Source organism: Sphingobium sp. SA916, from assembly GCF_002894065.1.
GTDB classification, from domain to species: domain Bacteria; phylum Pseudomonadota; class Alphaproteobacteria; order Sphingomonadales; family Sphingomonadaceae; genus Sphingobium; species Sphingobium fuliginis.
Genome location: NZ_LXYF01000030.1, coordinates 22,850 through 36,835 on the forward strand (window position 1 = coordinate 22,850; position 13,986 = coordinate 36,835).

Sequence of the window (13,986 nt, forward strand, 5' to 3'; positions counted from 1 at the left end):
TTCACTGCGACAGGCTCCGGTGCCAGGCCAGGCCGCCCAGCAGGAGACTGGCAATCAGGGCCTGACCAACGGCCTGTATCCCTGCGCCCATCAGCCCGAACGACCCGAGCAACCAGGGCAGCGCCGGCAGGAAAATGAGGCTCGCAAAGAGGTTCGCGCTCATCGACAGGGCCGGATATCCCATAGCGGAAAGCGCAGAGCTGCAGGGCGGTCCGACCAGCGCGATTACCCGCGCAATGATCAGAACCACCATGACCGCGCCGGCCGCCTGGAACGCGCTGCCCGCCAGCAGGGTAACCATCATGGTCGGGAAAAGCGCCGCCAGGATGACCACGGGCAAGGCCGCGGCGATCGCGATCAGAATGACGCGCACAAGCGTGCGGCGGAGCGGTGCGCCGCCTTGGCCGGAGGCAACCATCCCTGCCAGTTCGGCATAGGCGGTGTTCCCCAATATCTGTGCCGGCTGCGAGATGATCACGGTCGCGCGCTGGGCGACCGCGAAAAGCCCGGCGACGGCAGGCCCCATGACCCAGCCGACGATCAGCGGTGCGAGCCGCCCAGCCAGTTCCGCTAGCGTGACATCGGCATTGCTGGCCACCAGGAACCGCCAGATGCCGGCATTTTCGCTTGCCACATTACCCGCCTGTGGACGGATCAGGACCGCGCCCAGTCTTGTGTAGGCACAGATAAGCCCCATGCCCCAGAGTACCGCGAACTCGGCGATGGCGGCCAGCAGCCAGGCAGCGAGGAAGCCCTTGAGCCCCCAGCCGAACAGCAGCGCCAGCGAGGCTCCGCACAGGCGCACGAGCGGCTGGACCATATTGTGCAGGCCGATAAGGTCGAAGCGGTCGATCAGTTGCAGATAGCCCGCCGGCGTAGAGCGCACCGATCCCAGCACGGCGAAGCTGTAAGGAATGGCGAAAGCCATGGTTTCGGGCGGCCAGCCCAGATGTGGTCCGACCCAGGGCGCCAGCAGCATGGCGGCGATGATCGCCGCGACGCCGCCCGCCAGTTCGACCTTGGCACCGAAACGAAGCAGACGTGCGAGGCGGTGCGATGCCCCTTCCTGTCGCGCCTCCGCGCCATAGCGCACGATCGCCTGCCAGGCCGGAAATTCGACGATGCCGCATATCGCCGTCACATAGGCATGGACGAGAACCAATATGCCATAGTCATGCGGCCCCAGGGCGCGCGCGGCGATGACAAGATAGACGAGACTGATGAGCCCGGCGCCGGCCTTGCCGCCGAGCACAAGTCCCAATCCCCTGAAAATACGCCCTGTAACGGTTGCTCGTTCGATCATGGGCGTTGGGCAGGCCAGTCTTTCATGCGCAGGGCATCGCCCGTGCCGTTGCGTGCCGCAAGACGCCGGCCGAGGAAAGTGTAGAAATACCAGTCCAGGGCAAATCGCGGCGTGTAGCGGTAGATCAGCCGTTCGGCCCGTGTCCAGCTTACGGCCTTGCGGCATGATCGCCGCGCTGAGGGAAAACAGACATGATCCCGGTCGTAGATGGCGCGGCCATGCGTCATCACGCGATGCACGATTTCATGATCCTCAAGGACATAGGGCCATCGTTTGGCGTCGAAGCCGCCTGCTGCCCGCAAGGCATCCGTGCGATAGGCCTGGGCATAGCCACCGGCATGACATTTCGCCGAGAAACGTCGGCTCTTGCGCAGGATGAAATCGGTCCGTTTTCGTGACTCAGCGCTCTCCAGCGGCGCATAAAGGTCGATGGCCATCACCGAGGCCGCTTCCGGATCGCCCGTAAACAGGTCGAGGATGCGCTTTACATAGTCGATCGGATATTCCGTGTCCGCATCACAGATCGCCACAAAGGCGGTCTCAACCCTCGACAGGCCAAGCGCCATGGCGTGAATTTTCCCGGGGGTCGGGCACGACAATATCTCTGCCCTGGATCCGAGAGATCGGGCTGCCTCGCGCGCTTGTTCGGTGCCGTTGTCAGTCGAGCCATTGTCGATAAGAAGCAGTCGGAAACGAATATCACTTTGAATCGCAAGGGTCTGAACCGTCTTGTCGATCCAGCCTTCCTCATTGAAGAAAGGCAGAATGATGGTCAGCGAGGACATCAGGCAGCACGAAAATTGCTGAAGCCAACGACGTTGCCTCGGCGCTTGTCTGCAAGCTGCGTGATGACCGCCGCTGCCCGGTCTGACGACGGTCGGCCGTCCAGATCGAAGCTGTCGGCGAACAGATTCTCCTGAATGGCTTGGTAGTGATCGCGATGCAGACCATTTGCGCGGGCGAGAGCCGGGCCAAGATCCTTGGGATCCGAGATGACTTCGCCGGCTCGCCAGTGCGCAAAGTTCGGATCCCCCCGCCAGTCGATGCCATGGCTGTTGAGAAACACACAGGGTCGCGGACGCAGCAGAAATTCATAGACCTGGCTACTCGCGTCGCCCAGATAGACATCGGCGATCAGCGTATAGCTCATATCGGTCGATGCCCGGCTGCCGAGGTCAATATGGATATTGTCGCCATGCAGAAAGCGCTTCGCGATGGTCCCCGGGCGATTGACGCTCAACTTGTCTATCGTGACTACGAACGGCCTTTCGAAGAGCATTACATGGGGTGCAAAAATAAGCTCTTGCGCATCCCGCTCGACGAAATGATCGAGCACCTGTCTGCCATGCTTGTACCAGGAAGAAAGATGCGGCGAGCAGTGCGGATTATATAAAATGATCGGCCGCTCGCGGGAAAAATGCTGGGTTCTGCCCGCCTGCCGAACAAGATCGAATTTGGGATAGCCCACGATGCTGATGGTAGAGGGATCAATCCCGGCTTCAGCGATCAGCCGGCGACGGATCTTCTCGCCCGAACACAGAACATGGTCGAACCCGGCACTGGCCTTGTCAAAGCCGATCGCACGATCGCCCGCGCCATGACGCGTATGAATCATGAAGAGCTTGTCGAGGCCATAGCGCTTCTTGAGGAGCAGAGATGTCTTCTCCGCCACGACAAGCATGTCCAGGCTACGGAAAAATTCGAGATTGTCCCGATAGAGCAGCAATTTCCTGGCCGGGATCATGCTGCCCAGCATCCCGACAAGCCGCTCCGACCGCGTCGTCAGGCCGAGTTCGACATGCTGGATCCTTGATCCCAGTAACGGTCCCGCCAACCGCCGCACCTCATGGGCCAGGCGATCATTTGTTGTTGCGATGATGATCTCGCCGGCAAAACCGCCCGCAGCGAGTGAAATCGCTATGGGCAGGCTGTGGGCCAGTTGGTGGATCTGATCATGGTTGAACAGGAAGCCGATGCGCATGGGGCGCTGACGCCGTGGCACTGGAGCCACCTCAGCTCACGAACGAAAAATATTTGCGGAAGGCGCCATCCGATGAGTTTTGCGATCTGGAGCTTCGTTCTCTCCATATTCTGTACGATTGGCCCGTTGATAGCAGGGCGCTTTCAGACCTGTGGCTTGAAGGTCAGTTGCTGCGGGCAATTACCTTCAATGCCATTCCGGCGTTGCTGCTTTCCGCCATTTGCGCCGTTCGTTCCGTCCTGCAGAATATCCGGCAAGCCGTTGCGCAGACCCGACCTGATCGCATCGACGGGCGATGCCATATCATCCTTGGGGCTGAAGCGTCGGAAAGGTGACTTGCACACACATGCCGGCACTATCCTCACAGATTGTGCAATGTGCTTGATGCAAGTTCGCTATCGCGGCCACGAGCGCCAGCCCCAATCCGGAGCCCTCGGTGTTGCGACTGGCATCCAGGCGATAGAAGCGACCGAACACCTTTTCCCGCTCGTCTGCTGGTATGCCTGGGCCATCATCGCAGATCTCGATGACAGGCGAAGTATCCTGATAGCGGAGTCGTGAGGTGATCCGTGTGCCGGCAGGCGTATGAACGAGGGCGTTTTCGATGAGGTTGATCACCAATTGGGTAAGCAACTCGCCATCGCCATGGATCAGAATATTTCCGGCATGGTCGGCAAGGAGATGGTGGTCGCCATCTTCCGCAACAGGCTCATAGAGTTGCTGGATCCGATCCATGAGTTCGCTCAAATCCACGGCCTTGAACCGCCTGCGCCCAATTCCTCCCTCCACGGTGCCAATGCGCAGAAGGGCGTTGAATGTGGCAAGCAGGCCCGATGTCTGTGCCAGCGCTGCCTCCACTGCCGCCGGCTCGATCGGATCGGCATCCCGCATCTGCTCCAGTTGCTGGTGCAGCCTTGTGAGGGGGGTACGCAGGTCGTGGGCTATGTCGGTGGAAACCTGGCGGAGGGCCTCCATAGCCGCCTCGTTGCGATCGAGCATGATGTTGAGATTGTGGGCGAGCCCGTCAAATTCCGGGCCAAAGCCGATCATCGGCAATCGCTCCTCCCGCTCGCCTTCGACAATCCGGCTTACCGCCAGATTTACGCGTTCCAGGCGCCGCAGGAATAGGACGGCCGCCAGGAAACCGCCCACCAGAACGAACAGCGTAATGCCCACCCCGCTGAGCAGGGTGAAGGCAAGGAGGCGACTGCGCAGATCCAGCACATCGAAATTGTCGGTGGCGACGACCAGCGTCAGGCCGTCCGGTAGGCTCGTCCCCAGCGCCGTCAGCGTCTCCAACCGACCGCTGACCGGGCCGCTGTCATGCTCAACCATTTCGAGCGCATATGTGCCAACCCGGGCCGCGCTGACCGGCAGGTCGCCGGCAAGACGCCGCCGCTGCGCATCGACCAGCAGATAGTGAAATTGCGCGTCATCGCCCACGCTCTGGTGGCGCGCGATGGCATCGGTCAGGCCCGATTGTCCTAGCTGCGCATATTCGCCGCCAAGGATGGCAACTTCCGCCTTCAATCGGCCGCTCGTCGCCTCGGCTGCATAATGTCCAATCTGGCTCCGAACAGTGAACAGAAGTGCCCCAGCCCCGATCGCAAAGATCAGGGCCAGCAGCACGGCAAAACGAAACGCCGCGCTACGCAAGGGCGCACGCAGCACGGCTTCAAACGTCATCGATACGATATCCCGCCCCGCGCACGGTCTGGATCAGTTCCCTGCCAAATCCGCGATCGACCTTGGCGCGCAGCCGACTGACATGGCTTTCGATGATGTTGGTTCTCGGATCAAAATGGAATGACCAGACATTTTCGAGGAGCATCGTCCTTGTGACGATCTCCCCGGCATGCAGCATCAGATATTCGAGCAGCTTGAATTCCTGCGCCTGCAATTCGATCCGATTACCGCCTCGGAGCACCGTTCGCTTGATCCTGTCCAGGCTGAGATCGGAGACCTCAAGAACGGAAACTGTTTCGGCGATGGGCGGACGACGCGCCAGCGCATTGACGCGGGCAAGCAGTTCGGTCGCGGCGAAAGGTTTGGCGAGATAGTCATCTGCGCCCGCTTCAAGCCCCTCGACGCGGTCTTCGACGCCATTCATGGCGGTGAGGAACAGGGCTGGCGCTCTCACGCCAGCTGCGCGCAGCGCTTTCAAGACCGCCAATCCGTCAAGGCCCGGTACCATTCGGTCGAGAATGAGGACGGCATGGTCCCCGCTTGATCCCAGGAAGATCGCATCGCGGCCATTGTCGCACACATCCAGCACATGACCGGCAGCAGTCAGGACGCGCTCGAGATGGACGCGCGTCGTTTCATCATCCTCGAGCAGCAGCAGCTTCATCGCCCGTCCTCATCGCACGATCCTGGTCTTCAACAGAAGGATTTTGCTTCATCTTCCTTCGTCCCCGCAAGTTGGGGATTATCAATGTTCGCGTCACGCTGCGCGAAACTGGCGACCGCTAGAGCGGGTAATGCGCAGATTCGCGCAGGAGGATATCGCCATGAAAAGGATGCCAACCGCCCTGGCGGCTGCCCTGATTGGCAGCATTGCCACGATGCTGCCCGCCGCGCCCGCTGCAAAACTCAAGGGCAGCCAATATGCTGCTCAATCCAAGCTCTCGCTCGCTGCTGCGCGGATGGCGGCGCTCAAGCTGCGCCCCGGCACGATAACCGATCAGGAAATGGAAAAGGAAAAGGGCGGCAGCGGACTGCGCTATTCCTTCGACATCATGAGCAAGGGACGGGCCTATGAAGTGGGCATCGACGCCGTGACGGGCAAACCGCTCGAAAATGTGCCTGAAGGCCATAACCCGGATTGAGCGCCTGGTACCGGGCCAGGCCAACCGGCCCGGTCGCTCCATAAACAGGGGTCAGCCTTCTCATGCCACGTCGCCTTCCCATGTCTGCAAGCCTTAGCCTGCTGGCACTGTCGCTTGCTGGCTGCGCGCATTATACGCCTCTGCCGCTCGCAACCCAGGCGCCGCTCGCGCCTGATCTTCGCTCGCTGGATCCGTCCATCCCCAGCGAACCGCTTGGCGTGGAGCAGGTGGTTACCCTTGCCCTTGCGAACAATCCCGATCTCAGGGCGATCCGGTTCAAGCGCGGCATCGCCACCGGACAGACATTGCAAGCCGGCCTTCTGCCCAATCCGTCGCTGAGCGGCGCACTGCTGCCGCTGCTATCCGGCGCCGGCAGCGTACCGGCGTGGAATCTGGGCATTGCGCAGGATATCAAGAGCCTGGTCACCTACCGTTCCAGGCGCCGTGCCGCCGCCGACAGTGAACAACAGGTCGCAGCCGACATCATCTGGCAGGAATGGCAGGTTGCAGGCCAGGCGCGCCAACTCGCCTGCGACCTCATCATGGGGAACCGCGCCCGCCCGAGCTATGCTGGAGCCTACACGCTTCTGGTCGAGCGCAACACCAAGCTTGAGAAGGCATTGGCAGCGCATAGCGTGACGCTGGTGACGGTCGCGCCCGATCGACTGGCTTTGCAGTCTGCCCGCGCCGCGCTCGATGCCCTGGATCAGCGTCAACTTGGTCTCAAGCATCAGCTCAATGCATTGCTGGGCCTCACGCCCGACGCGCAGCTTCCATTGGCCGAGCAGGTCGATCTCCCACCATTCGACATGGCAGCGATCAGGGCCGATCTTCCCAACTTGCCGGCTCGCCGCCCCGATCTCATAGCCCTGCGCATGGGCTATGCCTCGTCAGACGAGCAAGTGCGCCAGGCGATCCTTTCCCAATTTCCCGACATGAACCTTGGCGGAAGCGTCGCAAGCGACAATGCCAAGGTCATCAATGGTGGCCCGAATATTCAGATCGGCCTGCCGATATTTGATCGCAACCAGGGCAATATCGCCATCGCCCGGGCTACCCGCGAACAGCTTCATGCCGATTATTCCGCGCGGCTCGCGGCCACGATGGGCACAGTCGAAGCCATGTTGAGCGAGGCAGAGCAGCTTTCAGCCCAGCTCATGACGGCCCGGCATGATCTTCCCGCCGCACGCCTTGCTGCCGAGCGGGCACAGGCCGCCTTTGGCGCGTCCAATCTCGACGAGCGCGGCTATGTCGACCTCGTTTCCAATCGCTTCACCAAGGAGCAGGAAATCATGACACTCGAACTTGCGCTCCTCGATCGCCAGATCGCCATACAGACCCTCATCGGATCGGGCCTGCCCAAGGCAGATGCGCTGACTGCGCCGGATGCGGCACGATGAAGGGCGCAGCTTTCCTTGCGCCCATCGTCCTGCTTCTTGCAGGATGCGGAAATACGCCAGTGGCGCCGAGCGATGCGCCGACGACATTGGTCAGCACAGTGACAGCGCGGCGTGGCGCACTGCCGGCAACGCTCGACTGCTATGGCACCGTGGCACCTGCCATCAATGGAACACAGAGCCTGAGCGTTGCGCAACCCGGACAGGTTACCGCGCTGCTGGTAGCGCCCGGCACGGCCGTGAAAGCGGGCCAATCCCTGGCGACTTTCATGGTCGCGCCCTCGGCCCGCAGCGCTTATGAGCAGGCCTCGAGCGGGCTGGCTGCCGCGCGCAAACAGGCTGCGACGACAGCGCAACTCCTCTCGCAACAACTCGCGACCCAGGATCAGCTCACCCAGGCGAACAAGGCGGTTTCCGACGCGCAACATGCACTCGCAGCCCTTCAGGCGGAAGGGGCGGGGCAGGCAGCCCGCACGCTTGTCGCGCCCTTTGACGGGATCGTGACCAGCATATCTGTCGCACAGGGCGATCGCCTGCAGGCTGGCGCCCCGATCGTCACGGTTGCCAGGGCCGGTGGGATTGTCGTCACCGTTGGGGTCGATCCCGCCGTCCATGGCCGCGTAGCGGTAGGCATGCCTGCATCGCTCAAGCGGCTTTCGGGCGGGCAAAGCCTGGCAGGACAAGTCGTTCGGGCAGACAGCGCTCTTAACCCACTCACCCGACTGATCGATGTTGATGTCAGCTTCCCGGCTGGCGCGCTGCTCCCCGGCGAAGCCATGCAGGTAGCCATCGAGACCGGCCAGGTTTCCGGCTGGATCGTGCCACATCAGTCGGTGGTGACGGCTGGCGGCCCGGCCCGCCTGTTTCAGGTGGCCAATCGCCAGGCCCGGGCGATCCCGATCCGCATCCTGCTTGCCTCCGACCGGGGCGATGTCGTCGAGGGCGCACTTGATCCAGGCAAGCCGCTGATCGTCTCGGGCGCCTATCAGGTCAGTGACGGCGACGCCGTGCGGTGGAGCAACTGATGCTGGAATATCTGCTCCGTACGCAAGCGCGTACATTGGTTCTCATCGCCATGGCGCTTGCGCTGGCAGGTGTCGTTGCATCGCTATCGCTGCCCACGGGACTGTTTCCCCAGGTGTCCTTCCCTCGGGTGGTGGTCGATCTCAACGCCGGAAGCCGTCCGGCCGACCAGACGGCGCTCACAATTACCCGCCCGGCAGAAGAAGCGATCCGCGCCATACCCGGCGTCCAGAATGTCCGCTCGGAAACGAGCCGCGGATCGGCGCAGATCTCGGTCGATTTTGGCTGGGGGCGCGACATGGTCGCCAGCACTTTGCTGGTCGACACGGCTTTGGGGCGGATATTGCCGTCGCTGCCCGCCGGCACCCAATATGACGTCCGTCGCATGGATCCTACGGTCTTTCCGATCATCTCCTATGCGCTGGTATCCGAGCATGGCGACCCGGTGGCCTTGCAGGATTTGGCCACCTATCAGATCACGCCCCTGCTTTCATCGATCAATGGCCTGGCGCGTGTCGGTGTCCAAGGCGGTGATACCGCCGAGGTACAGGTGCTCGCCGACCCATATCGATTAGCCGATCACGGCCTGTCGATGACCGACCTGGCCAGCGCAATCCGCAATGGCAATGTGTTGAGCGCGGTCGGCCAGGTGCAGGATCGCGGCCGTCTGTCGTTGGTCATCGCCGACCGCAGCATCATCAGTGCGGGCGACGTCGGCAACATCGTCATCAAGGCTGCAACTGCCGGGATCGTTCACGTCCGCGATGTCGCGACCGTCCAGGACGGCGCGGTTCCGGTTTGGCAGCGCATCGTCGACGACGGCAAGCCTGCGGTGCTGTTCAATATCTATGAGCAGCCCGATGGCAACGCGGTCCAGATAGCCCGTGAAGTGCAGGCAAAGCTGGCTGGCGTAAAACTGCCAGCCGGCGTCAAGCTGGTGAACTGGTATGATCAAAGCGAACTGGTCACCCAATCTGCAGCAAGCGTGCGTGATGCCGTATTGATCGGCCTTGTCCTGGCCGGCCTCGTCCTGTTGTGGTTCCTGCGCAGTTGGCGCGTGACGCTGATCGCGGTGATCGTCGTCCCCGCCACATTGGCAGCGACAATATTGCTGCTTTCGCTGCTCGGCATGAGCTTCAACATCATGACCCTTGGCGGCATTGCAGCGGCCGTCGGCCTGCTCATCGACGATGTAATCGTGATGGTCGAACATATTGCGCGGCGGGCGGGCGCCCTTGGCAGCGATGGGAAGCCACTCGGCGACGCCGCCGTCCTGCCCGCAGCGCGAGAGTTCATGGTACCACTCACCGGCTCCAGCCTTGCCACCTTGATCGTGTTTCTGCCGCTGTCCTTCCTGACCGGCGTGACCGGTGCCTTTTCCAAGGCTCTTTCCATCACCATGGCCGGAGCACTGGCTCTTTCCTGGGCGATGACGGCCTTCGTCGTTCCGATACTCGCGCGCTGGCTGATCGATTTCAACCAGTGGCATGATCCTGGACTGGCCGGTGACGGACGTATTGGGCGTCTACATGAGCGTACGCTCGATCGCCTTTCGGCTCGTCCATGGCTCCTTGCCATGATCGCAGGCCCGCTGCTGCTGATCGGCTTTGTCGGCTATTCCAATGTGCCCACCGGGTTCATGCCGAAGGTCGATGAAGGCGGCTTCATCATGGATTATTTCACGGCGCCCGGCACATCGCTCGAGGAGACCGGCCGACAGGTCGGGCAGATCGATGCGATGCTGCGTGCCAATCCCCAGGTGCTGACCTTCTCGCGTCGCCTCGGCACCGGGCTCGGGGGCGACCTCGGACAAAGCTATCATGGCGACTATTTTGTGCGACTGAAGCCGGATCACAGCACGCCGACCGAAGTGCTTGCCGCCTCGATCGCAAGCGAGATCGCCATCAAGGTTCCCGGTGTTGAAGTGGAAGTCGCGCAGTTGATGGAGGATCTCATCGGCGATCTGACGGCTGTTCCTCAACCGATCGAGGTAAAGCTTTATGCCGCTGATCCTGGCATTCTACAGAGCGAGGCACGCAAAGTTGCAGCCTTGATCGGGCAAATTCCAGGCGTCATCGAGGTGAAGGACGGCGTGCAACTCGCCGGCGACGCGCTCAACGTCCATGTCGATCCTGTTCGCGCCGGAATCGAAGGAGTCGCCCCCGCAGATGTCGAGGCGCAGCTTTCCACCGCTCTTACCGGGGCGATCGCCACGACACTGGCGCAGCCCAGCAAGGCGGTCGATGTGCGTGTCCGCTTGGCCGAGACAATGACGCTCAGCCAGGATGGCCTGTCTCAACTGCCGATCCGGGCTGGCGACGGTCATATATTTCCGCTCTCGCGGGTCGCCACGATCGAGGCCGTCACCGGCCAACCGCAGATTGCGCGCGAGAATCTCGAGCCGATGGTGGCTGTGACGGGGCGTATCCAGGGGCGCGGTATCGGCGCAGCCGTCGGTGACGTAACCAGGGCGCTCGACAGGCCGGGGGCACTTGGCACCGGCGTGCGCTACGAAATGGGCGGCCTCTATCAACAGCAGCAGATCGCCTTTGCAGGACTGATCAAGGTGTTCGCCATGGCCCTGGTCGCCGAACTCATACTCCTGCTGATCCTGTATCGGCGCTTCTGGCTGCCGGTCATCATCATCGGCTGTTCCCTGCTTTCGACCACCGCCGTCTTTACGGCCCTCTGGCTCGCGGGCGTGGACCTCAACATCACCGCTCTCATGGGCATGACGATGATCATCGGCATCGGCACCGAAATGGCGATCTTCTACGTGTCCGAGTTCGAGGAACTCTGCCGCGTAATGCCCGCCGCACAAGCCACCCGGGAAGCCAGCCGGAATCGCCTGCGACCGATCCTGATGACGACCCTGGCCGCAATGTTGACACTCCTGCCGCTGGCGCTGGCTATCGGGCAGGGATCGGGCATCCAGCAGCCGCTGGCGATAGCGATCATCGCTGGCCTGCTGCTTCAGTTCCCGCTCGTGCTGCTGGCGATGCCAGTGCTGGTGCGACTGACTTTGCCGCGCGGCGAAACGGCACAAGCCGGGACGGGAGCCCTACCGGCCACATGACCATATCAAGAGGGCCAGCGCCCCAGCAGCAATCTGCCCATCTGAAGGAACAGCCCATGAAACATGCCCTCCTCCTTCTCGCCGCCCTGGCAGGAAGCGGCAGCGCGCTCGCTGCAGCGAGCCCCCCTCCTTACCGGATCACCGATAAAATTGCCGGACCCGATGGGGGATGGGACTATGCCCGCGTCGATAGCCGGACACATCAGCTCTATGTCGCCCGTGCCCGCGAGGTGACGGTAATCGACACCCGCACCCACAAGATGATCGGCTCGCTAGGCGTCATCGCTCACGGTCATTCTGCAGTGCCGGTCTCGGACGATCGACTTCTGGTGACCAGCGGCGACGATGCAAGCGTAAGATTCCTTCAGCGTGCCAATGGCAAGCAACTGGCACGCTTGACCGTCGGATTGAAGCCGGATGCGGCGATCCTCTCCCACGATGGCAAGCGCGCTTTCGTCATGAATGCGACAAGCGGCACGATATCGGTCGTCGATGTCCAGAGCATGAAAATCGAAAGAACAATCAAGGCGAAACCGGGCCTGGAATATGCGGTACTCGACCGGACCGGCACCATGTTCGTCAATAACGAGGATTTCAGCGAGATCGAACTGCTCGACACCATCACGGGAAAGATGGGACAGTCGATCCCGCTTCCTGGATGCGAGGGCCCCAGCGGCCTTGCTCTCGACGGGAAGTCCACCCGACTGATCGCCGCCTGCGCCAATGGCAAGGCCGCGATAGTGGATGCGCGAAGCCGCCGCTTGGTCAAGCTTGTAGACATTGGGCGGGGACCTGACGCAGTCCTGATCGACGAGACCCATAGACTGGCCTTCATTCCTTGCGGCAAGGATGGGGTACTCGATATCTTTTCGCTCGAGGGCCCTGAGGTCCGCAGGATTGGCCGCGTGGAAACCGAAATTGGCGCGCGCACCGGCGCGATAGATCCGGCCACGGGGACGATCTATCTTCCGGTCGCCAACATGGTATCGCCGCCGAGCGGCAGCGGACCTCTGCAGCCCATGCCAGGCAGTTTCCATGTGCTTGTGATATCGCGCCGCCAAATTGCGGGTTGATCGTCAAATACCTCAGCGAGGAACCTCATGCCCTCTGTCCTGCAGAAATTATCCGCCAGGCATCGTATCGACAGCTATATACTGGTCATGTTCCTTGCGGCAGCAGCGGGCATATTGCTCTTCCTGAAGCTTGGATCCGAAATATTGGAGGGCGACAGCTTCGCGATAGACCGATATCTTCTCCAGTGCCTGCGTCGCAGTTCGGATAGCGCAATTCCGATCGGCCCCGCCTGGCTCCGATCGGCAATGGTGGATATTTCCGCGCTGGGTGGCATCAATCTGCTGACGCTCATCACCCTGTTGGCATCGGGCTATCTTCTTGCTGCGCGAAAGCAGGTAACCGCCCTCTTTCTCCCGATCTCCATTGCGGCTGGCGCCGCGATGAGCGCGCTTTTCAAAATTGAATATGCAAGGCCGAGACCGGATATCGTCAAGCATCTGGTGGAGGTCAGCTCTGCCAGCTTTCCCAGCGGGCACGCGATGAACTCCGCTATCGTCTATCTTACGGTCGGCGCCTTGCTGGCCAGAGCCGAGCAGGCTCCTCGAGTACGGATCTACATCATCTCCGTGGCAATCTGCCTCACCCTGGCGATCGGCAGCTCTCGCATCTACCTGGGCGTTCACTGGCCGAGCGATGTGGTAGCGGGATGGTGCGTAGGAGCGAGTTGGGCGGCCATGGCGTTGCTGATCGCACATCGGCTGCCGGGCGCCAGAGCAGGCGTTGGGCCAGAATCTCTTTCCGGTTCGTCCGTTTATCTGTCAAATCGCGATCATGAGTCTTAGCGACGATAGCGATCTTGAGCTCATTTATGGCGTTCATCGTGCTGATTTACGTCGCTTTCTGATCGCGCGCGTCGGAGATGCTGCCGAAGCAGATGATCTGCTTCAGGAATTGTGGGTGCGTGCCAGGAATGTGGCGGCAGGGCCGATCGGCAATGGTCGCGCCTATCTTTACAAGATGGCCCAGAATCTCGTTCTTGATCGACTTCGCGAGCAGCAGCGGCGCATGGCTCGGGAGCGGCGCTGGAACGATCAGGAAACCGATTTCACGGCACCGGGCATCGACCCGGTCGATCGGTCGCAAACCGCCGAGGACCAGATCATCGCGCGCGAGGAAGTGCAGCGCATCAAAACGGCGCTCGAGACGCTGCCGGAAGGGGCAAGAAGGGCATTCGAACTGCACAAGCTTCGAGGGCTGACACATGGCGAGGTGGCTGCGCAGTTGGGCATCAGCAAGAGCGGCGTCGAAAAACATATGGCCGTCGCCATGAAATATCTTCGCCGCGCGCTCACGGACTGAGGTAA

The 13,986-nt window shown here is 61.6% G+C and carries 13 protein-coding genes; 7 read left to right on the top strand and 6 right to left on the bottom strand.

Annotated features, from left to right (window positions below):
• Position 1: 1 nt before the first annotated feature.
• From A8G00_RS07935 to A8G00_RS07955, 6 genes are all read right to left on the bottom strand, one after another.
• A complete protein-coding gene (locus A8G00_RS07935; protein ID WP_037509322.1) occupies positions 2-1,303 on the bottom strand; it encodes a lipopolysaccharide biosynthesis protein in 1,302 nt (433 codons plus the stop codon).
• Positions 1,300-2,088 (bottom strand): glycosyltransferase family 2 protein, encoded by a 789-nt coding sequence (locus A8G00_RS07940; protein WP_010335869.1) that lies wholly within the window; start codon positions 2,086-2,088, stop codon positions 1,300-1,302. The genes A8G00_RS07935 and A8G00_RS07940 overlap by 4 nt, the downstream gene beginning before the upstream one ends.
• Positions 2,088-3,284, bottom strand: a complete 1,197-nt coding sequence (locus A8G00_RS07945) for a hypothetical protein (RefSeq protein ID WP_010335870.1) — start codon at positions 3,282-3,284, stop codon at positions 2,088-2,090. Before A8G00_RS07945 ends, A8G00_RS07940 begins: the two co-directional genes overlap by 1 nt.
• A gap of 143 nt (positions 3,285-3,427) precedes the next feature.
• Positions 3,428-3,586: a hypothetical protein gene (locus tag A8G00_RS25085; RefSeq protein WP_017183059.1), complete on the bottom strand. Its 159-nt coding sequence runs from the start codon at positions 3,584-3,586 to the stop codon at positions 3,428-3,430.
• A gap of 1 nt (position 3,587) precedes the next feature.
• Complete coding sequence (locus tag A8G00_RS07950) at positions 3,588-4,970, bottom strand: HAMP domain-containing sensor histidine kinase (RefSeq protein ID WP_010335871.1); 1,383 nt, start codon at positions 4,968-4,970, stop codon at positions 3,588-3,590.
• Positions 4,960-5,634, bottom strand: coding sequence for a response regulator transcription factor (locus A8G00_RS07955; protein WP_010335872.1), 675 nt, complete (start codon positions 5,632-5,634; stop codon positions 4,960-4,962). The genes A8G00_RS07950 and A8G00_RS07955 overlap by 11 nt, the downstream gene beginning before the upstream one ends.
• 160 nt (positions 5,635-5,794) lie before the next feature.
• On the opposite strand from A8G00_RS07955, the gene A8G00_RS07960 reads away from it, so the two are divergent.
• From A8G00_RS07960 to A8G00_RS07990, 7 genes are all read left to right on the top strand, one after another.
• On the top strand, positions 5,795-6,112 hold the full coding sequence (locus tag A8G00_RS07960; protein ID WP_172451810.1) for a PepSY domain-containing protein: 318 nt from the start codon (positions 5,795-5,797) through the stop codon (positions 6,110-6,112).
• Positions 6,113-6,192: 80 nt separating this feature from the next.
• On the top strand, positions 6,193-7,512 hold the full coding sequence (locus A8G00_RS07965; protein WP_010335874.1) for a TolC family protein: 1,320 nt from the start codon (positions 6,193-6,195) through the stop codon (positions 7,510-7,512).
• Entirely contained in the window at positions 7,509-8,534 is a 1,026-nt protein-coding gene (locus A8G00_RS07970) for an efflux RND transporter periplasmic adaptor subunit (protein WP_017183061.1), read from the top strand. Before A8G00_RS07965 ends, A8G00_RS07970 begins: the two co-directional genes overlap by 4 nt.
• Positions 8,534-11,608 (top strand): efflux RND transporter permease subunit, encoded by a 3,075-nt coding sequence (locus A8G00_RS07975; RefSeq protein WP_017183062.1) that lies wholly within the window; start codon positions 8,534-8,536, stop codon positions 11,606-11,608. The genes A8G00_RS07970 and A8G00_RS07975 overlap by 1 nt, the downstream gene beginning before the upstream one ends.
• 56 nt (positions 11,609-11,664) lie before the next feature.
• Complete coding sequence (locus A8G00_RS07980) at positions 11,665-12,681, top strand: YncE family protein (protein WP_010335878.1); 1,017 nt, start codon at positions 11,665-11,667, stop codon at positions 12,679-12,681.
• Positions 12,682-12,708: 27 nt separating this feature from the next.
• Positions 12,709-13,464 (top strand): phosphatase PAP2 family protein, encoded by a 756-nt coding sequence (locus A8G00_RS07985; RefSeq protein ID WP_017183063.1) that lies wholly within the window; start codon positions 12,709-12,711, stop codon positions 13,462-13,464.
• Positions 13,454-13,981: an RNA polymerase sigma factor gene (locus A8G00_RS07990; protein ID WP_010335880.1), complete on the top strand. Its 528-nt coding sequence runs from the start codon at positions 13,454-13,456 to the stop codon at positions 13,979-13,981. The genes A8G00_RS07985 and A8G00_RS07990 overlap by 11 nt, the downstream gene beginning before the upstream one ends.
• The last annotated feature ends 5 nt before the right edge of the window (positions 13,982-13,986 follow it).

What these genes read in the sequence shown, in the direction of transcription:
- A8G00_RS07935 (WP_037509322.1), bottom strand. Translation starts at nt 1,303, where the DNA reads ATGATCGAACGAGCAACCGTTACAGGGCGTATTTTCAGGGGATTGGGA.
- A8G00_RS07965 (WP_010335874.1), top strand. Translation starts at nt 6,193, where the DNA reads ATGTCTGCAAGCCTTAGCCTGCTGGCACTGTCGCTTGCTGGCTGCGCG.
- A8G00_RS07945 (WP_010335870.1), bottom strand. Translation starts at nt 3,284, where the DNA reads ATGCGCATCGGCTTCCTGTTCAACCATGATCAGATCCACCAACTGGCC.
- A8G00_RS07960 (WP_172451810.1), top strand. Translation starts at nt 5,795, where the DNA reads ATGAAAAGGATGCCAACCGCCCTGGCGGCTGCCCTGATTGGCAGCATT.
- A8G00_RS07975 (WP_017183062.1), top strand. Translation starts at nt 8,534, where the DNA reads ATGCTGGAATATCTGCTCCGTACGCAAGCGCGTACATTGGTTCTCATC.
- A8G00_RS07955 (WP_010335872.1), bottom strand. Translation starts at nt 5,634, where the DNA reads ATGAAGCTGCTGCTGCTCGAGGATGATGAAACGACGCGCGTCCATCTC.
- A8G00_RS07940 (WP_010335869.1), bottom strand. Translation starts at nt 2,088, where the DNA reads ATGTCCTCGCTGACCATCATTCTGCCTTTCTTCAATGAGGAAGGCTGG.
- A8G00_RS07980 (WP_010335878.1), top strand. Translation starts at nt 11,665, where the DNA reads ATGAAACATGCCCTCCTCCTTCTCGCCGCCCTGGCAGGAAGCGGCAGC.
- A8G00_RS07985 (WP_017183063.1), top strand. Translation starts at nt 12,709, where the DNA reads ATGCCCTCTGTCCTGCAGAAATTATCCGCCAGGCATCGTATCGACAGC.
- A8G00_RS07970 (WP_017183061.1), top strand. Translation starts at nt 7,509, where the DNA reads ATGAAGGGCGCAGCTTTCCTTGCGCCCATCGTCCTGCTTCTTGCAGGA.
- A8G00_RS07990 (WP_010335880.1), top strand. Translation starts at nt 13,454, where the DNA reads ATGAGTCTTAGCGACGATAGCGATCTTGAGCTCATTTATGGCGTTCAT.
- A8G00_RS25085 (WP_017183059.1), bottom strand. Translation starts at nt 3,586, where the DNA reads ATGGCATCGCCCGTCGATGCGATCAGGTCGGGTCTGCGCAACGGCTTG.
- A8G00_RS07950 (WP_010335871.1), bottom strand. Translation starts at nt 4,970, where the DNA reads ATGACGTTTGAAGCCGTGCTGCGTGCGCCCTTGCGTAGCGCGGCGTTT.